This window comes from Streptomyces sp. NPDC041784 (genome assembly GCF_055591025.1).
On sequence record NZ_JBVJAB010000026.1, the window covers coordinates 102,773 to 121,014 of the forward strand.

The 18,242-nt window shown below is 67.5% G+C and carries 13 protein-coding genes and 2 pseudogenes; 8 read left to right on the forward strand and 7 right to left on the reverse strand.

Annotated features, from left to right (window positions below; translation table 11 throughout):
- Positions 1 to 23: 23 nt before the first annotated feature.
- Both ACZ6D7_RS37485 and ACZ6D7_RS37490 read right to left on the reverse strand, forming a co-directional pair.
- Positions 24 to 1,454, reverse strand: a complete 1,431-nt coding sequence (locus ACZ6D7_RS37485; RefSeq protein WP_469500733.1) for an aldehyde dehydrogenase family protein — start codon at positions 1,452 to 1,454, stop codon at positions 24 to 26.
- A gap of 38 nt (positions 1,455 to 1,492) precedes the next feature.
- Complete coding sequence (locus tag ACZ6D7_RS37490; protein WP_469500714.1) at positions 1,493 to 1,816, reverse strand: hypothetical protein; 324 nt, start codon at positions 1,814 to 1,816, stop codon at positions 1,493 to 1,495.
- Positions 1,817 to 2,041: 225 nt separating this feature from the next.
- On the opposite strand from ACZ6D7_RS37490, the gene ACZ6D7_RS37495 reads away from it, so the two are divergent.
- From ACZ6D7_RS37495 to ACZ6D7_RS37505, 3 genes are read left to right on the forward strand one after another with little or no spacing between them, the layout of a single operon-like run.
- A complete protein-coding gene (locus ACZ6D7_RS37495; protein ID WP_469500715.1) occupies positions 2,042 to 3,214 on the forward strand; it encodes a PucR family transcriptional regulator in 1,173 nt (390 codons plus the stop codon).
- The gene (locus ACZ6D7_RS37500; protein WP_469500717.1) at positions 3,215 to 3,625 is read left to right on the forward strand and encodes a hypothetical protein; all 411 of its coding nucleotides are present in this window, start codon (positions 3,215 to 3,217) and stop codon (positions 3,623 to 3,625) included. It begins immediately after the preceding gene.
- A gap of 17 nt (positions 3,626 to 3,642) precedes the next feature.
- Complete coding sequence (locus ACZ6D7_RS37505) at positions 3,643 to 3,966, forward strand: transposase (protein ID WP_469500735.1); 324 nt, start codon at positions 3,643 to 3,645, stop codon at positions 3,964 to 3,966.
- Between the two features lie 119 nt (positions 3,967 to 4,085).
- Here ACZ6D7_RS37505 and ACZ6D7_RS37510 read toward each other — a convergent pair whose 3' ends face one another.
- A complete protein-coding gene (locus ACZ6D7_RS37510; protein WP_469500737.1) occupies positions 4,086 to 4,256 on the reverse strand; it encodes a hypothetical protein in 171 nt (56 codons plus the stop codon).
- Positions 4,257 to 4,447: 191 nt separating this feature from the next.
- On the opposite strand from ACZ6D7_RS37510, the gene ACZ6D7_RS37515 reads away from it, so the two are divergent.
- The gene (locus tag ACZ6D7_RS37515; protein WP_469500719.1) at positions 4,448 to 7,873 is read left to right on the forward strand and encodes a DNA polymerase III subunit alpha; all 3,426 of its coding nucleotides are present in this window, start codon (positions 4,448 to 4,450) and stop codon (positions 7,871 to 7,873) included.
- Positions 7,874 to 7,878: 5 nt separating this feature from the next.
- Positions 7,879 to 8,850 carry a DNA polymerase Y family protein gene (locus tag ACZ6D7_RS37520; protein ID WP_469500721.1) on the forward strand — a complete coding sequence of 324 codons (972 nt, stop codon included), beginning with the start codon at positions 7,879 to 7,881 and terminating at the stop codon, positions 8,848 to 8,850.
- Positions 8,851 to 9,449: 599 nt separating this feature from the next.
- Here ACZ6D7_RS37520 and ACZ6D7_RS37525 read toward each other — a convergent pair.
- The gene (locus ACZ6D7_RS37525; protein ID WP_469500722.1) at positions 9,450 to 10,076 is read right to left on the reverse strand and encodes a hypothetical protein; all 627 of its coding nucleotides are present in this window, start codon (positions 10,074 to 10,076) and stop codon (positions 9,450 to 9,452) included.
- A gap of 406 nt (positions 10,077 to 10,482) precedes the next feature.
- Here ACZ6D7_RS37525 and ACZ6D7_RS37530 point away from each other — a divergent pair.
- Positions 10,483 to 11,613, forward strand: a pseudogene (locus ACZ6D7_RS37530) (helix-hairpin-helix domain-containing protein); the annotation flags it as partial.
- Complete coding sequence (locus ACZ6D7_RS37535) at positions 11,610 to 12,590, forward strand: DNA polymerase Y family protein (RefSeq protein WP_469500724.1); 981 nt, start codon at positions 11,610 to 11,612, stop codon at positions 12,588 to 12,590. The pseudogene ACZ6D7_RS37530 and the gene ACZ6D7_RS37535, both read left to right, overlap by 4 nt.
- Before the next feature lie 260 nt (positions 12,591 to 12,850).
- Here the strand turns inward: ACZ6D7_RS37535 and ACZ6D7_RS37540 are convergent, their stop codons facing one another.
- On the reverse strand, positions 12,851 to 14,020 hold the full coding sequence (locus tag ACZ6D7_RS37540; RefSeq protein WP_469500734.1) for a PucR family transcriptional regulator: 1,170 nt from the start codon (positions 14,018 to 14,020) through the stop codon (positions 12,851 to 12,853).
- 164 nt (positions 14,021 to 14,184) lie between these two features.
- Here ACZ6D7_RS37540 and ACZ6D7_RS37545 point away from each other — a divergent pair, with 164 nt between their 5' ends.
- Positions 14,185 to 15,708: a long-chain-fatty-acid--CoA ligase gene (locus ACZ6D7_RS37545; RefSeq protein WP_469500726.1), complete on the forward strand. Its 1,524-nt coding sequence runs from the start codon at positions 14,185 to 14,187 to the stop codon at positions 15,706 to 15,708.
- 217 nt (positions 15,709 to 15,925) lie between these two features.
- Here ACZ6D7_RS37545 and ACZ6D7_RS37550 read toward each other — a convergent pair whose 3' ends face one another.
- Both ACZ6D7_RS37550 and ACZ6D7_RS37555 read right to left on the reverse strand, forming a co-directional pair.
- Positions 15,926 to 17,464, reverse strand: a complete 1,539-nt coding sequence (locus tag ACZ6D7_RS37550; protein WP_469500728.1) for a ricin-type beta-trefoil lectin domain protein — start codon at positions 17,462 to 17,464, stop codon at positions 15,926 to 15,928.
- A 477-nt stretch (positions 17,465 to 17,941) separates the two neighbouring features.
- Positions 17,942 to 18,130: pseudogene (locus ACZ6D7_RS37555) on the reverse strand (hypothetical protein); the annotation flags it as partial.
- Positions 18,131 to 18,242: the final 112 nt, after the last annotated feature.

Consider the following 18,242-nt stretch of genomic DNA (forward strand, 5'->3'; position numbering starts at 1 on the left):
GGGTCTGGTGATTTCGTCACGCATCAGCGCTGGATCGCCTTGGTCTCCAGAAACTCCTCCAGTCCCTGGGCGCCGCCCTCGCGGCCGACGCCGGACTGCTTGTACCCGCCGAACGGCGCGCCCGGGTTGAACGCGCCCCCGTTCACCTCGATCTGACCGGCCCGCAGGCGCCGGGCCACCCGCAGCGCGCGTTCCGGATCGGCCGACCAGACCCCGCCGGCCAGGCCGTACTCGGTGTCGTTGGCGATCCGGACGGCGTCGTCCTCATCCTGGTACGGCATGATCGACAGGACCGGGCCGAAGATCTCCTCACGGGCGATCGTCATCTCCGGGGTGACGCCGGAGAACACGGTGGCCGGCACGTAGTACCCCCGGCCCAGGTCGGCAGGGTCGCGCCCGCTCTCCACCCCGCCGACGACCAGGGTTGCGCCCTCGTCGATACCCTTCTGGATGTACGACCGGACTCGCTCCAGCTGGACCGAGCTGACCAGCGGCCCCAGCCGGGTCCCCGGGTCGGACGGATCGCCGTGCTGGTACTCGCCGGCCACCCGGGCGGCGATCTGCTCCGCCTCGGCCAGCCGGCCGACCGGCACCAGCATCCGGGTCAGCGCCGAGCAGGTCTGACCGGAATTGACGTAACACTTGGCCAGGCCGTCGGCTACCGCCCGCTCGAAGTCGGCATCGTCGAGCAGCACGTTGGCCGACTTCCCGCCGAGCTCCAGAGCGACCCGCTTGACCGTCTCGGCCGCCACCACCGCGACCTGCTTCCCGGCCCGGGTGGAGCCGGTGAACGACACCATGTCGACCCCGGGATGCGCCGCCAGCGCCTCGCCGACCACCGCGCCGAACCCGCTGAGCAGGTTGAAGACCCCGGCCGGTAGGCCGACGTCGTCGAAGATCGAGGCCAGCGCATGACCCGCCAGCGGAGCCACCTCGGTGGGCTTGACCACCACCGTGCAGCCGGCCGCGAGCGCAGCCGCCACCTTCAGCACGATCTGATGCAGCGGGAAGTTCCAGGGGGTGATGCAGCCGACCACACCGATCGGTTCCCGCACGATCAGGGAGTTGCCGACCTCGGGGCCGTCGAACGGGAAGCTCCGGGCCAGCCGGGCGAAGTTCGCCAGGTTGAAGGCAGGCAGGCCGACCTGTATGGATGCGGCGTCCTGCAGCGGCATCCCCATGTCTCGGGAGATCAGCGCCGCGATCTCGTCGGTCCGGGCCACCAGCGCCTCATGGGCTTTCTCCAGGTAGTCCGCCCGCTCGCCTGGCGGCCGGGCAGACCAGGCCGGCAGCGCCCGGCGCGCAGCGGCCACCGCGCGATCCACGTCCGCCGGTGTCCCGGCCGCGACCTGGGCGATCACTTCCTCGGTGGCCGGGTTCAGCACCTCGATCCGGTCGGTCCCTGCCGAGGCCACCCACTCACCGTCGATGTACAGGGACGTCCGGTCCAGCACCTGGCCGCCTGCGGGGGTGCGGGTGTCGGCCGGGGCGCTCAACGGTCGGCGTCCGTGTGGATCATCATGCCGCGAATGTTCTTGCCTTCTTTCATGTCCTGGTACTCCTGATCGATGTCTTCGAACCGGTACTTGTTGGTGATCAGCTCGTCGAGGTTCAACCGGCCGGCCTGGTAGAGGGAGAGCAGCGCGGGGATCTCGACTCGCGGGTGGCTCTTGACCCCAGAGATTCCGTGCGCGAGCAAAACGATCGGTGGGGCCCCTCGATCGTCGGAAGCGGCGGGACGGAAGATCGTTGCTTCACGCTCGCCATCACCGGACCTGAATCGCGCTTCAGCCCGGGGCCCCAGCACACGAGTCACCTGACTCTCCCATCGTCGTTCGCCTTTGTCCGATCGCGGGGCCGGCCGAGTGCACCGACGCACTCATGGTCGACCTGTGACAGGCGCCACTCAATGTTGGAGTGCACAGCACTACCCGAGAGACCAGTGCATAGTGCACAGTCGCAGGGCACAGGGAGGAGGGGTAGTGTGCGCGCTATGCATGGCGCCGGTTTGCGGGGCGACTCCGAAAAGTTGCTACGCACCATGTGCAAGGAATTCCTGGCCGATCCCTCCGTCTTGGGTCCGATCCAGGACGCACTTGTCAACGCAATCGATGCCCGCTTCGGATCGGACCCCTCCATTTCTGAGGCGATCGGTGAGGCGACCCGGGCCTACTCCCATCATTGGGCACGCTCGATGTACGAGGACCCGTGGCGGGACGTGGAGCCCCTCCTGACAAGCCAGATCGTCAACATCTCGCGCGACGGGTATCGCTGGGGTGAGGAGGACACCTTCCGCGCTTCCAACTACGCCGCTCAACAGGCGATGTGGTCCATCTTGATGCGGATCGCATTTTCACTGTGCGATGAAACCGCCGTCCTGCAGCCCGCGCTTGACCGGGCCTCGCGCTCACTGTCGCTCTGGGTCGACCGCACAGTCACTGCCGTGATCGACATTCTGGAGCAGGAGCGCGCAGCTCTGTCGGGCGACGAGCACGTAAGACGCCTCGAGCTGGTCAATCTCATCCTGGGTGGAGCACCGGTTCCTGTGACCGGTGCTGATCAGAGTCTCGGATACTCGCTTTCAGCCAGACATTTGGGGGTAATCCTCTGGGCGCCACCACAGTTCGCCGATCGCGCGGCACTCGTGCAGGTGGCGAGCGAGCTCAGCCGGATCGCGGAGTCCAGAAGCCGGCTGCTCGTTCATGCCAGCGCTTCGTCGCTGTGGCTGTGGCTGACGCCCGGAATCCCAGTTTCGGCCGAGGCGCTCGAGACCGCTCTAGCCCCGCACCGCGACGTCAGGCTTGCGATCGGTTCATTGGACGAGGGAGTGGACGGATTCCGACGCACCCACGACCGCGCGGTGGAGACCCAACGGCTGGTGCAGAGCAACAACGCGCACCGGGTCGCCTTCTATGACGACGTCGCCGCCGTCATATTGCTGGCCCGAGATGAAGCCCGGCTACGCGAATTCATCTACGCGACTCTCGGCCCGTTGGCCACAGGCCCACAGGACCTACGTGACACGCTGCGAATGTTTATCCACCAGCGGTACAACGCATCCCGGACAGCAGAGCTGCTGTTCACCCACCGAAACACCATCCTGCAACGCATTCGCCGCGCCGAAGAACGCCTGCCCGTCACTCTGGACCGGCACGGCACCAATGTCGGCATCGCCCTGGACGCGATGCACTGGCTGAACCTCCAGGACGAGTAGGTGCAGCCCATCATCTGGGCTGGGGACGCCACACTGTCCAGCGGTACGCCCGCGCCGCCCGCCGGCAGGAGATGGTCAAAGGGCCACAAGCGCCAACGCCCCAGCAAACTCGACCGTTTCAAGCCCTACCTCGAACGACGCTGGGCCGAGACCGAGGGCCGGGTGGCGATTCTCGAACTCCGCCGCGAGATCTCCGCACGCGGCTTCCGCGGCGCCTACTCCACCGTCCACGACTGGGCCCGGCGCGACCTGCCCCGGCGAGAAGGCTTCACACCCGCCCCGCCACCGCCGTCCGTGCGGCAGGTGACCGGCTGGCTCACCCGGCACCCCGCCACCCTGACCGAGGAGGAGAAACTGCACCGCAAGACCGTGCTCGACCACTGCCCGGAACTCCCTCCGCCGCAGAGCTGACCAGCTCGTTCGCGGAGATGCTCACCACGCTCAGCGGCGACCGCCTGCCCGAGTGGATCACCGAAGCCGGCGACGCCGACCTGCCCGGCACCAGCAGCTTCGCCACCGGCCTGTACAGCGACTTCGACGCGGTGACGGTCGGGCTGACCACCGACTGGAACTCCGGCCCGGTCGAAGGGGTAGTCAACCGGATCAAGATGCTCAAGCGGCAGATGTTCGGCCGCGCGGGCTTCCGCTCCTACGGAAACGCGTTCTCCTCGCGGGACGCTGCGTGGCCGGCTCACGGAACTTGTGCCAGACCCCAGAACTCGCGCCGCTACTCACAGCGGTGCGCGCGGTAGCCGAGGTGGTGGTGACGCGGATCCGCACACCGCCGAGCTTTTCCTTCAGATTGTCGATCCGTAACCCGGGTCATGTGTCAGGAGTTGCAGTTGCAGGAGCAGAGGGTGCCAGCCCGGCCCTACCGCGCGAAGTCGATCAGGCAGTTGTCGAGCAGGTGACGCACTCCCGGCCTGAGGATCTTGCATGCTTCCATCTTGCCTTCTTCGGCCGTGCATGGCGTGGAGCAGTTGACCGTAGCCAGGCGATCTTGTTCACGCTGGAACGCCTCACCTTGCGCGCGGCTGTCCACCACCGCGTCCAGGCGTGAACGGCAGCCAGGCACCTTCAGGGCCGGGCAAGGTCATCAGCAAATGCGTGTGACGCAAGCTGTGAGGTCCTTCCGCATGCGCCTATCGAACGAACGTGCGACCCTTGGGTTATGGTGAGGACCTCGCGGGATGGGACAGGCGAAGGGGGGCTTGTGGGTACCAGGAGGTGTGTATGTCGTTTACGCACCTTCACGTCGCCAGCGGCTACTCGCTGCGCTACGGGGCCAGCCATCCGCAGGCGCTTGCGGAGCGGGCGGCGGAACGCGGACTGGATGCTCTGGCGCTGACCGACAGGGACTCCCTTGCCGGCGCCGTGCGCTTTGCGAAGGCGTGCGAGCGAGCTGGAGTACGACCGCTGTTCGGCACTGATCTGGCGGTTCCCGGTGCGCCGGGATCCCGGTTGTCTGGGACGGAGCGGCAGCGCACTCCGGCCAAGGGTGGTGCCTTCGTGACGGAGGCCCCCTTCCGGGCGGTGTTCCTGGCTCGGTCCGCATCGGGCTGGGCCGAACTGTGCCGGCTGGTATCGACTGCGTCGGCTGAGGGGATCTCCTGGGAGGACCTGACGAGCGGGAGCGAGGGGTTGTTCGTGCTGCTCGGGGCGGGTTCCGAGGTGGGCCGCGCGCTGGCGTCGGGGCGGCCGGACCGAGCGGCGCTGCTGCTGGAGCCATGGCGGGAGCGGTTCGGGGAGGCACTGCGGCTGGAGGTGGTCTGTCACGGACGGCCTGGCGCCGGACCGGGGTCGCTGCGGCTGGCCGCGCGGATGGCGGGCTTCGCCGCCGAGCAGCAGGTGGAGGCCGTTCTCAGCAACAGTGTGCGATATGCCGACCCGTACCAGCGGGAGGTCGCTGACATCCTGGATTCCGCGCGTCTGCTGGTGCCGATCGACACCCGGGATGCGGCACGGCTGGACAGCGGGCAGCGATGGCTGAAGGACGCTGGAGAGATGGAACGGATAGCCGGGCAGGTCGCTGAGGCGATGGGCGGACGTGGCGCTGAGGCGCAGCAGCTGTTGAAAGCGACCGAGGAGACGGCGGCGGCCTGTGTGGTCGATCCGGGCGAGGCGTTCGGACTGGGGCGGCTGAATCTGCCGGAGCCCGATTTGGTGGGTGCCACTGCGGAGTCGGCTGACCGAGTACTGGCCGAACGGTGCGCGGCGGGAATGATGAACCGCGGCTATCACCGGGAAGTGGCGCGGTGGGACCGGCTGGAGGATGAGCTTCGGATCATCGCCGGGCACAGCTTCGCCGGCTACTTCCTGACCGTCGCTGAGGTCGCGGCGGAGGCCAAGAAGCTGGGCATCCGGGTCGCTGCGCGTGGCTCGGGGGTCGGTTCGCTGGTCACTCACCTCCTGGGGATCAGCCCGGTCGATCCGGTGGCGCACGGCCTGGTCATGGAGCGGTTCCTGTCCGCGCGGCGATCCGCGCTGCCCGACATCGACCTGGATGTGGAGTCTGCTCGGAGGCTCGAGGTCTATCAGGCAGTACGCGAGAGATTCGGGGCCGCGAGAGTGGCGACGCTCGCGGTGTACAAGACGTACCGAGTGCGTGGGGCGATCGAGGACGTGGCGCGGGCGCGGGGCATGGACCCTGATCGGGCCGTGCAGCTCGCCAAGGCGTTTCCGCACATCCGGGCCCGGGACGCACGGGCGGCACTGATCGAACTGCCAGAGCTCCGAGAAGTCGCCGGTGAGGATCACGGCCGGTTGTGGGAGCTGGTGGAGATGCTGGACGGCCTGCCGCACGAGGCCGCGATGCACCCGTGCGGGCTCCTGGTGTCCAACGCCGGGCTGCTGGCGCGCACCCCCGTGATGCCGACCACCGTCGAGGACATCGCCATGGCCCAGTTCGACAAGGAGGACATCGAGGACACCGGCCACCCGAAGATCGACATCATCGGAGTGCGGATGCAGTCGGCACTCGCCCACGCGGTCGCCGAGATCGAACGGGTCACCGGCGAGCGCCTCGACCTGGACGACCCGGCACAGGTGCCGCCCGGCGATCCGGCAACCTACGACCTGATCACATCCGGTGACACCTTGGGCACGTTCCAGCTCGAAAGCCCAGGCCAACGTGAGCTGGTCAGAAATCTGCGGCCACGGTCGTTCCTCGATCTGATCATCGACATCAGCCTGTTCCGGCCGGGCCCGGTGGCAGCGAACATGGTGAGCCCGATGATCGAGGCCCGTGACGGTCGAACCCAAGCCCGCTATCCACATCCGCACCTGAAGCCCATCCTGGAGGAGACCAAAGGGCAGGTGGTCTTCCACGAACAGGTCATCGCGATCATGACGACCATGACCGGTTGCGACCGCGGAATGGCCGACGAGGCCCGCCGAGCGCTGTCCGAACCGGACCGACGTGGCCGTATGCGGGCCTGGTTCGCCGCTGAGGCCCGCGTTCGCGGCTACCAGGCGCAGGTCATCCGGGAGGTGTGGGAGATCCTGGAAAGCTTCGGAAGTTTCGGCTTCGCGAAGGCGCATGCAGCGGCATTCGCGCAGCCGGCCTACCAGTCCAGCTGGCTCAAGGCCCATCGGATGGCGGCTTTGCTGGCCGGACTGCTCACCCATGACCCGGGGATGTACCACAAGCGAGTCCTGGCCGCGGACGCTCGCAGGCACGGGGTGCCCCTCCTGCTGCCCGACATCAACCATTCCCAGTCCGCACACACAATCGAACTGGTGTCTGGTAAGTGGGGAGTTCGGGTAGGTCTGTCCCAAGTGCGTGGCATCACCGAGGCCGAGGTCGAGCGCATCACCGGCGCGCAGCCCTACACCTCACTGGGCGATTTCTGGCAGCGCGCCCGCCCCAGCCGGCCGCTGGCCGAACGCCTGGCCCAGGTCGGGGCGATGGACGCCTTCGGCCCCCGGCGCGAGTTGCTGCTGCAGATCGCCGAGCTTCACCGATCCAGCCGAGGGCGTGACTCCACCTCGGGACAACTCCCCATGGACAACGACATCGACACGTCGGGGGACGGCAGCACTACGGCGGGGCTGCCGGTCATGAGCGCCTCCGAACAAATCGCCGCGGAACTCGACGTACTCGGCATGGACATCTCCCGGCACCTGCTGGAAGATCACCGATCCCTGCTGGCCGACATCGGCGCGACTCCCGCCGCCGACCTGCCGCACCTGCGGCATGGCGCCCCTGTCCTGGTCGCCGGCATCAAGGTCGCCACCCAGACCCCACCGATCCGCTCCGGCAAGCGCGTCATCTTCGCCACCCTCGACGATCCCAGCGGCCTGTCCGACCTGGCGTTTTTCGAGGACAGTCACGCACGCTGCGCCCACACGGTCTTCCACAGCAGCCTGTTGCTGGTGCGCGGGACAGTGGCCCGGCGCCCGCCGCGTGCCTTCAGCATCACCGGCACCGCCGCCTGGGATCTGGCCGAACTCATCGACCTGTATCGCGACAAAGGCCCAACCGCCGTCGCCGACCGCCTCGCCCGTCCGGCAGCCGCTGCTGCTCCAACCGCCGCACGCCGGACCATTACCCAGCCCACCGGCTACGAACTGCACCCCTGGGCCGACCTGAAGCCCCCCGGTGCCCCGGCCATCAACGGAAGAACCTTCCATCACTCCAGCCCCGGAAGCGCCGGGTGACCACGATGATCCTCTACATCCACTTCGGACCATGCAACGAAGAAACGTTTCGTCATCTATTGGGAATGCTCGGCGAGATCACCCCGGTCGTGCAGGGACTGCCACCCGACGCGGCATTCGCTGACGTGTCGGGGAGCACGCGGTACTTTGACCGCGACGCCACGGGGCTGGCGGCCCTGATCCGCATGCGTGCTGCCGCGGGCTTCGACGCCGACTGCACGATCGGCGTCGCCCCCAACCCGCTGCTCGCTCAACTGGCCGCCAACCGTGGAGCACCCGGCGCGATTCGCACCATCCCCGACACTCCTCAGGACATCGCCGCTTTCCTCGCAGGCCTGCCTGTCGCTGCCCTGCCAGGAGTGGGGCCGGCGACGGTACGTACCTTGGCCTCCTACGGCCTGGCCACCCTCGACACGATCGCGGTCACCCCGCTGTCCACACTTCAACGCATCCTGGGCACGGCCGCCGGGCGGCAGCTACACCAGCGGGCGGCAGGTATTGACCCCACCCGTGTCATCCCAGGCGCCCCGGCTCGTTCCCTCTGCGCAGAGCACCGTTTCGGGCGAGACGAACTCAACCCCGATCAGCAGCGCCGTGTCCTGTCACACCTGGTCGAACGCCTCGGCGCCCAACTCCGCAGCGAACAGCAGGTCTGCCGATCCCTGAGCCTGACCGTCAGATACGCCGATCATTCGACGACCACACGCAACCGCACCTTGCCGGAGCCCACCGCACACAGCCCACAACTGCGCCTCGCCACCTACGCGTTGTTCGCCATCCTCGGCTTGCAGCGAGCCAGGGTCCGAGGCATCACCCTGCGGGCGGACGGTCTGTTCGACGCGGACTCGGCCACTCGACAGCTCACCTTCGGTACCAGCGACGACAAGACACGCCGGATTGAGGCCGCAGCTGATAGAGCTCGAGCCCGCTTCGGTCCCAACGCGGTGCGACCTGCCAGTACGGCGGGACTGACCTGACCCTTTCGGGATGCCGACAGCGTCGGACACGAACCGGGAGTCATCACGAGGTCATCGCCCCGAGGCAGATCACTGGCTTGCCCACTCGTCGGTCTTCCTGTCGATGTCGATCGCCCCGGCCTCGACCAAGGAGTCCAGGAGATCCAGGAGCCTCTCATGAGATTGTCTCCGGTGCTGCTGGTCCTGGCAGTGGACTGTGATGAAGCACGGTGGCCGTATGTGACCGAGCGCTCGATGTTCCAGTCCTTATCCTGTGCCTTGAATAATGACCGTTCTTGAAGCGAAGATGCTGCGTCCCTTCCAGATGGTCAACGTCCGGCCCGTCTCCAGAAGGCGATGCTCGACACATCCTTCAAAAGTTCCCACTGAGACCGGGTGGCGCGCGTTGGGATTGTGGAACACATGGAAACTTTCGGAAAATCTCTCACGGTCTTCCGGTTCACATTCGATGACTTGATACTTGAAAGGAACGGGAGTGTCTGCGTCAGGGGTGGTATTGTACATTAGCCCGCCTCGAATAAGGTGCACGTTCTCAGGTCCGTATCCCCGCTCTATGCCCATGCGGTTGAACTTCGAGATCGTGGCATCATTTGTGAACATTACGGCGGCCAGGTGCTCGGATGCGGGCTGATTGAATAGCCCACTTGGAATTGGCTTCTTGTCTCCGTTCTCTTGTGTTCGATAATTTGCTCACTTGTGATTACGAGTCGGCCATTCTTGTCGTGGTGCGCAATATCCCGTTGTCCGTACAGATAGTTGGCGAGGGCTGTGCTGCTGAAGATGTGGGCGCTGGGATGGTGGAACGCCTCCAGGGCGATTACAAAGGGGGCCTCTGAGGCGTGAGGTTTCTCCCAGTAGGCGCGCCCCTCCGCATCTCTTTTGATCATTTTTCGACGGATGGCCTTGCCTGCCTGGAGGACGAACTCTTCCTCTGTCGCGGCTAGGTCGTCAGGGATGAGTCGGCGCACTGCAGCCGTGATGTCCTCTTCAGCCTCCGAGGCGCTGCCCTGTGGCGGATTGGTGGTTGTGGCTTCGATGGCAACCGAATGCTCTCCTCGAATCACGAAGTCGGGAGCGGCGCTAGATCTGTCAATCTGGTGGTGACCCTGCTCCTGCAGCATTGCATAGAGGGTCAACTCAAGAAACCTAGGGGAGAACCCGGTTGTCTGAAATTCTTTGCGGAAGTTCCCGTCCACGTCAGGGAATGTTGAGAATATCTCGTCCATGAGGCGAAGGGCGGCCGTGAAGCCCAGAGTCTCGCGTACGCTACGGAACTCTCGATTAGTTTTCCCTATTGGCAAACGTGACTCAAGATCAAAGAGGCTGCGATTCATCACTGCTTTCCTGTAAGCGAAATGGAGGCCTTGCGCCCGACGTGGTCAAGGGCCGTCGAGACGTTTTGCAACTGACTGGAGGCGAAGACCGTGGCATTTAACACATGCGTTCCTCTCTCCGGGCTCGAACGCTAAGAAATCCCTCGATCGGATGAGTTTCGAGATAGATCTATTCCTGAAGTCCACTGTCTCACCCCGCCCGTCGGCGGGCTCCTATCTGATCATCCAAAACTCTGGGGAGATCTGCGTCGGCCGTTCAGGGCGATGTCTCATGAGACATGCAGATCGCGAAGAAGAGAGCCACGCGGTCGCCTTCGCCGTACCGGCCCTGCAGAGTGCTTGGCTCAAGGCGCACTATCCGGCGTTCCTGCTGGCGGGTCTGCTCGAACACGATCCCGGGATGTGGCCGAAGCGGGTCCTGGTTGCTGACGCCCGGCGGGGCGGCGTGCAAGTGCTGTCCGTCGACATCAACCGATCCCGGGTGCGGCACACCGTGGAGAAGGCCGACGGGGAGCAGTGGGGTGTGCGGCTCGCGTTGTCCGCGGTGCACGGCATCAGCGAGGACGAATGCGCTCGGATCGAGGAGAGCCAGCCGTACGGATCGCTGTCGGACTTCTGGCAGCGGGCCCGCCCCAGCCGGCCCATCGCCGAGCGCCTCGCCGAGATCGGCGCCCTGAACTGTCTGCACGACGGCCGGCTCACCCGGCGTGATCTGCTGCTCCAGATCGCGGAGTTGCACCGGCAGTCCCGGACCCGGTCCGCGCACGAGGGTCAACTGCCCATCGTCGCGGGCGCGGTTGGGGGCTCGGAGCCGAGCGGGCTGCCGGAGATGACCGGGCGGGAGGCGCTGAGCGCCGAGTTGAGCACCCTTGGCATCGATGTCTCCAAGCATCTGATGGAGCACCATCACCGGCTGCTGCGGGAGATCGGCGCGACCGACGCGGCGCATCTGGCCGGGATGCGGGCTGGTCAGCAGGTGCTCGTGGCCGGGGTGCGGGCCTCCACGCAGACGCCGCCGATCGCGAGTGGCAAGCGGATCATCTTCGTCACGCTGGAGGACGGGTCAGGCCTGGTCGACCTGGCGTTCTTCGGGGACTCCCATCCGGCGTGCGCGCACATCGTGTTCCACAGCGGGCTGCTGCTGGTGCGTGGCACGGTCCAAGTGCGTGGCACCCGCCGTACCGTCGTCGGCACCATGGCCTGGGACCTGGACGAGATCGCCGCCGCCCGCCGGGACAACGGCCCCGAGGCCGCGCTCGCCCTGCTCGGCGAGAGCCGCCCGCACCCGACCCCCGCCCAGCCGCAGCGCACCCTGGCCGACGGCACCGCGGGCGCACGGCTGCACCCGTACGCCGACCTCCAACCCGCCGGCACCCGTTCCGCCGACCTGAAGAAGTTCGGCCACCGAAGCCCGGGGAGCGCGGGATGAGTACACGTCAGCGGCACATCGCCCACCTCCATCTGCACGCCACGCTGACCGAGGCCCAGTACGGCGACATAATCGAACTGATGTCCGGTGTCACGCCTCATGTGCAGACCATCCCGCCGGGCGCCGTACAGCTCGACCTGACGTCGGCGCTCCGGTACTTCGACCTCTCCCCCTACGACATGGTCCAGATGACGATGATGAGACTGAAGGGCCTCTACGGTATCGACAGCAGCGCCGGGCTCGCGGGCAACCGGATGCTGGCAGCCATGGCGGCCGACACGGCCGCGCCGGGCGAGACCACCTGGGTCCCCGCCGAGCGGGCCGCCGACTGGCTCCACCCCCGCCCGGTCACCGCGCTGCCCGGCATCGGCCGCGCCACGGCATCGACGCTCGGCAGATACGGCCTGCACACCATCGGCCAGATCACCGACCTGCCCTCGGCGACGCTGCAACGCCTCCTCGGCGCCGGCCAGGCACGGCTGCTGGCCGAACGCGCCCGCGGCCACGACCCCCGCCCCGTCACCCCGTCGGAACCGGCGGAGCACCTGATCGCCGACCTCGTGCTGGAGCGGGACTGCCTCGACCCGGCCCAACACCACCGTGCAGTGCTGGGACTTGCCGAGCAGATCGGCCAACGTCTGCGCGGTGAAGGGCGGATCGCGAGTCGGCTCACCCTCACGGTGCGGTACGCCGACCGCAGCTCCAGCACGCGCACGCGTGCGCTGCCGGAACCCACCGATCACTCACCCGCCCTCGCCGCGACCGGACTCGGTCTGCTGACCTCCCTCGGACTGCAGCGGGCACGCGTCCGCGCCTACGCGATCCGCGCCGACGGTCTGCTGCCGGACGAGAACGCCTACTGGCAGCTCTCCCTGGATCCCGGCGATGCCCGTGCCCGCGCGGCCGAAGGCGCCGCGGACCGCGCCCGTCGGCGCTTCGGGCCGCAGGCCGTGCAGCCGGCGACTCTGGCGGACTGATCACGTGTGCGGACATCACGACTACATGCTGTGATCATTTCGATCTTACTGCAGGTCAGACGGCACCTTTTCCGCCCTGCGCCGTTTCAACGATTCCGCTTCCGTCCCCAACTGATCAACTCGTGGGCGGGATGATAGTGGGCTCTCTTCGTCGTTCTGGCCACCTGCGACCACCTTGGACAATCCTCGGGCACTCGTCCGGCCCGCCGATCCCTACGGCCCGGCCGGGGCGAGGACGCCGGTAGAAGTACGCAGTCGAGTTACTGAAATACGTCACTGGGTGACGCGCCCGCCCGGCGGACCGCCAGGAGCGCCGCGCCGATGTCCGCCGCCGCTCGCGGATCTGACAGGGAGCGGCCCGTCAGTTCCTCGACGCGCCGCAGCCGGTAGCGGACGGTGTTGGGGTGGACGAACAAGCTGCGCGCCGCGTCGGTGGCGGAGCCGGCGGCGGCGTACCAGTGCTCCATGGTCTCCAGGAGGCGGGAACGCTCCGGGGCGGGGAGAGCGAGCAGCGGCTGGAGGACCACCTCCACGAGGTGCGCCGCCTCGGCCGGGGCGGCGCCGACGACCATGGCCAACGGATTGTCGTCGAACCGCGCGACGCCGGGGCCGGTGCCCTGGAGGCCGGCCAGCGCCAGACGGGCGAAGCGCAGCGCCTGGGGGGTGGCCCGCAGGGAGTGAAAGCACGGGCTGACACCTACCCGGGCGCCCGAGCGGCGCAGGATGCGCAGGCAGGTGCTCTCCACTGCCGCCGTGGGCAGGGCGGCCAGACCGATCTGCTGGTCGGGCAGCAGCCGCCAGGCGAAGTGGACCTGGGCCTGGCGCAGCGCCGCTTCCGACCCGGCCAGCGGCTCCTCACCGGGAGCGTCGGCGGCCGCCGCGGCGACCACGTAGGGCCCTCGGTCAGGCAGACCCAGCTCACGCGCGGCCTCCCACAGCGTGTGGTCGGCGATGACGCCGGTGAACAGTGCCTCCACCAGTGCCGAGCGGCGCGCCTGACGCCGCGAGGTCAGCTCGGCGGTCGTCTCCCGGTAGGCCGCCGCCACCGCCTCCGCGTAGCGGCCGAACAGGGCCCAGATCTCCGCGGACTGGGACACCAGTTGGGCGTCATCGACCTCGCGATGGGTGCGGGCCTCGGCGAGGATCTCCGTCCACACGAGCTCGAAGCCGATCCGGTACGCGTGCAGGGTGTCCGCCAGCGGCACGCCCTGCTCGGCACGCAGGCGCCCGGTCTCCCGGGCCGGGCTCGGGTCCTGCGCGCCCTCGCGGCCGAGCTGGTTCAGGAGCAGGTCCGCGTTGGCGGTGCACGAGCGGCGCAGCGAGTCGAAAGGGATCAGCGACTCGTCCTTGTAGGCATCGACGTCCGAGCGGATGCGCTGCGCCATCCGCTCACCCAGTTCCGGCAGCCTCGCATGAAGCGCCGAGACCACCCCTGAGAGGTCCATTCCCGCAGCGTAACGCCTCTGCTTTGCTCTCGGGAACAATCCGGGAGAGCAGACGCTGTCATACCGCACATAGGCCGTCGCCACGGACATCTGCACGATGTCGTCAACGTGAACAGCGGATTTCGACGGCGACTTTCGTGGAGGCGGTCATGGCCAATCTGGCGGAATTCCTGGTGGAGACGGCACGGCGGCAGCCGAAACGCCCCGCGCTGCGGCTTGGGGGTCAGGTCACCAGCTACGCGGAGCTCGAGGAGCGCAGCGCCCGTGCCGCCGCGCTGCTGAGGGCCGAGGGCGTACGGCCGGGAGACCGGGTCGCTCTGATGCTGCCGAACGTTCCCGAGTTCGTCGTCCTGTACTACGGCGTGCTGCGCGCCGGAGCGGTCGTCGTACCGATGAACCCGCTGCTGAAGACGCGGGAGACCGAGTACCACCTGCGTGACTCCGGCGCGGTGCTGCTCTTCGAGTGGCACCAGGCGCCGGGCGAGGGTGCGCAGGGCGCGGCCGCCGCCCAAGTGCGGCACATGGCCGTCGAGCCCGCGGCCTTCGCGGGCCTGCTGGCCGGTCACGAGCCGCTGCCGGAGGTGAGGGAGCCGGACGGCGAGGACGTGGCCGTACTGCTGTACACCTCGGGCACCACCGGCCGCCCCAAGGGCGCCACCCTCACCCACGCCGGACTGCGGCACAACACCGAGGTCAACGCGGTCCATGTGCAGCGGGTGACAGCGGACGACGTGGTCGTGGGCTGTCTGCCGCTGTTTCACATCTTCGGCCAGATCTGCACGATGAGCGTGACCATCCGCGCCGGTGCCTCGCTCACCCTGATCCCCCGCTTCGACCCGCAGACCGTACTGGACGCCATCGCCCGCGACCGGGCGACGATCTTCGAGGGCGTACCGACCATGTACGCCGCACTGCTCCAACACCCATCGGAAGCGAACGTGTCCACGCTGCGGATGTGCGTCTCCGGCGGAGCCTCGCTCCCGGTGGAGATCCTGCACGGCTTCGAGCGTCGCTTCGGCTGTGTGGTGCTGGAAGGCTTCGGCATGTCCGAGACCAGTCCGGTGGTCACGTTCAACCACCCCGACCGGCCGCGCAAAGCCGGGTCCATCGGCACCCCGATCCAGGACGTGGAGGTGCGGCTCCTCGACGACAAGGGCCAGGATGTGACCCTCGGCGAGATCGGCGAACTGGCCGTCCGCGGGCCGAATGTGATGAAGGGGTACTGGAACCGCCCGGAGGAGACGGCGGCCACCATCCCGGACGGCTGGCTGCGCAGCGGCGACCTCGCGCGGCAGGACGAGGATGGCTACCTGTACGTCGTCGACCGCAAGAAGGACATGATCATCCGCGGCGGCTACAACGTCTACCCGCGCGAGATCGAGGAGGTACTCCACGAGCACCCGGCCGTCGCACTGGCCGCGGTGGTGGGCGTGCCCGACACGCATCTGGGCGAGGAGATCGCGGCCGCGGTGGTGCTGCGCCCGAAGGCCCAGGCAACGCCCGCCGAGCTTCAGCAGTTCGTCAAGGAGCGCGTGGCGGCATACAAGTACCCGCGCCAGGTGTGGCTCGCGGACACGCTGCCGACCGGCCCCAGCGGCAAGATCCTCAGAAGGGAGATCACCGCGCCGGCGCACCGTAAGGGCTCTGTCACGTTGACCGACCCGGTGGGATGATCTACCTTCCGAGGCACTCAGCGGCCCCTTCAGGAGCGAGTACTACCGTTCCTCGGCCGCTGTGCTCTTTCGGCGAAGTGCCTGCTGACGCCGGCCTCGTCCTCCGTTGAGGGCCACCACTCTCCTTCGCCGGCGAGCGCCCCCAGGGAGGCCGGTCGTGGCTCTTGGCGTCCGCGACCGGCCTGCGGGCGTGCGGGCGCGCCCAGGGGGATTTCCGCTAGCTGGTCTTCCACTTCTGGTTGTCGCCGCCCCAGCAGGACCAGAGCTGGACCTTGGAGGTGGTCAGGTCCTTGTCCAGGCACAGACCGGACTTCACTGAGCGGATCGTGCCGTCGGAGTAGACCATCCACTTCTGGTTGTGCTGCCCATTGCAGTCGTAGGTGCCGACCTCGGTGGCGTTGCTCGTGCCTTCACGGTAGGCGTCCAGGCACTTCGTGCCGCCGTAGACGGTGAGCTGCCCGGAGGGCGTCAGGGTCCACAGCTGGTTGGCGCCGCCCGAGCACTGGTCGTAGACCTGGACCTGAACGTTGTCGTGGCTGACATAGGGGACGTCGAGGCAGCCGTTGCCGTCGGCGTTGCGCAGGATGCTCGTGTGTGAGCCGGGGGCGGCGCCCCGGGCACGCTTGACGGCGTCGATACCGCTGATGTTGCGGATGCCCAGCGTCAGGTTGGCACCGCTGCCCTCGAGGTCGAAGAGCGAGTAGTAGTCGTGGTCGGGGTACTCCTGGTACTTGCCGCCGATGGCCGGCCAGTAGACGGCGCCCATGCCGAGTTCGCGGACGGTGTCGGTGTCGGCGCGCAGGTACCGCACGAAGTTGTCGGTGCTGTTGGCGTTGTTGTAGTCCTTGTCGGCGTCTGCCCCTGCGCCGCCCATCGGTGCGCCGAACTCGTCCAGGATGGTGCGCTTGGCGCAGGTGCCGATCTTGCTCTTGAAGTCGGTGACCCACTCGCCGTAGGTCCTCGCCGGCTTGTTGAAGGCGTAGTGGTGGAGCGAGAGGTAGGTCCCGTCGAGGCGGGAATCGGCGCACACGCTCGTGACGTAGTCGTTGTAGCCGGGTCCGCTCACGATGATCCGGTTCCTGGGGACCGACGGGCTGTCGGCGATCCACCTGGCGGCGATGTCCGCCCAGTCGGTGGCACTGTGTCCATGGGGCTCGTTGAACGGCTCGAAGTGGACCAGGCCGTTGGACTCGTACTTGTCCGTCACGGCCTTCCACATCGACTTGAACGCGTCCGCGTCGACGACCTTGCCGTTCCAGCCTGGCCCGTCCGGTCTCCCGTCGTTGTTCCTGTCCTCGCCGTCCCCTTCCCAGTAGGAGAGGATGACCTTGAAGCCCTTGGCTGTCGCGGCATCGATGGCGCCGGCGTACCTGTCGCCCCACGTCGTGCCCGGGACGGAGCGGCTGTTGATCGGCAGCCGTACGGTGTTGGCGCCGAGCGTGCTCTGGAACCCGCTGAGGATAGCGTTGGCCTTGACCTTGACGGTCTCGTAGCTGTCGGATTCGTTCAGCCCCTCGGGGACAACGGCGCCGTAGGTGAAGTTGTCTCCCACCCTGGCCCAGTTCACGCCTTGGAACTGGCCGGCGTCCAACGTGGGGTCTTCTGCGGCGGCCGGTGATGCGCCGGACAGGGTACTGATCGACACCGTGATCAGCCCGGCCAGCAGACCAGCTGCCGCGCGGCGCAGGGAGCGGGTCTCCGCGGGAGGGAGTGCGGTGGAGTGAGGACTGGGTCGGGTGCGCTGGTAGTTGAGCATGTCGTGTCCCTTCTGTGCTTGCGGCTCTGTACATACGGCTCTGTGCAGGCCGCCGATCGAGGTGGCGCGGGCGGACGCAGAGGTCGAGGGGCGACTTCGTTCGAGCCGTGGCAGCTGTCGGGTCAAGCTGAGTCCGCTGGAGTCGGCTTCGCCTGTGGTGCCCGCGTGGTGTGAAGTGGCGGAGACGCCGGTGTCCGACTTGGCAGGCTGATCACGCACATGTCGCAGAGACTGCGGAAGGTCCTTCATCAGCCCGGCCTCGGGCTCCTTCTTCGCTATCTCCAGAAGCCGAGCCAGCAAAGGCTTCGCCTGCCAAGCGGTCCATCTCATGGACTTGTTCGGACGGCGCCACGCGCGCCGCCGCTGCCTCTCGGCGTAGTCGTCCGCCACTCGCGGATGGGTGGATCGGTGGTGCGTACCGGAGGCAGGAGCGCGCAGCGAACAACTCCTGCCTCCGGCAGACTGTGTGCTCGGTCCTTAACGGCTCAGACCGGCCTCTGACAACCGCTGAGTCAGGCCTTGTTGGCCGCCGAGCGTCAGGCCGCTGACGAACTGCCACTGGAGCACGAAGTACACGACCAGCGTGGGGATCGCGGTCACCAGGGCACCGACTGGAGCCGAGAGTGACGGTCTTCGGGTCACTCGCCGTAGCGCTGCCGCCGCAGGCGGCTCAGCAGCGGGACGGAAGCCGGAGTCAGCGTGCGTGGCGGGCCATGGCCGCCCGCTTGCGGCGGGACTTCAGCAGGAACGCACCGCCGACCGTGAACAGCGCGGCGCC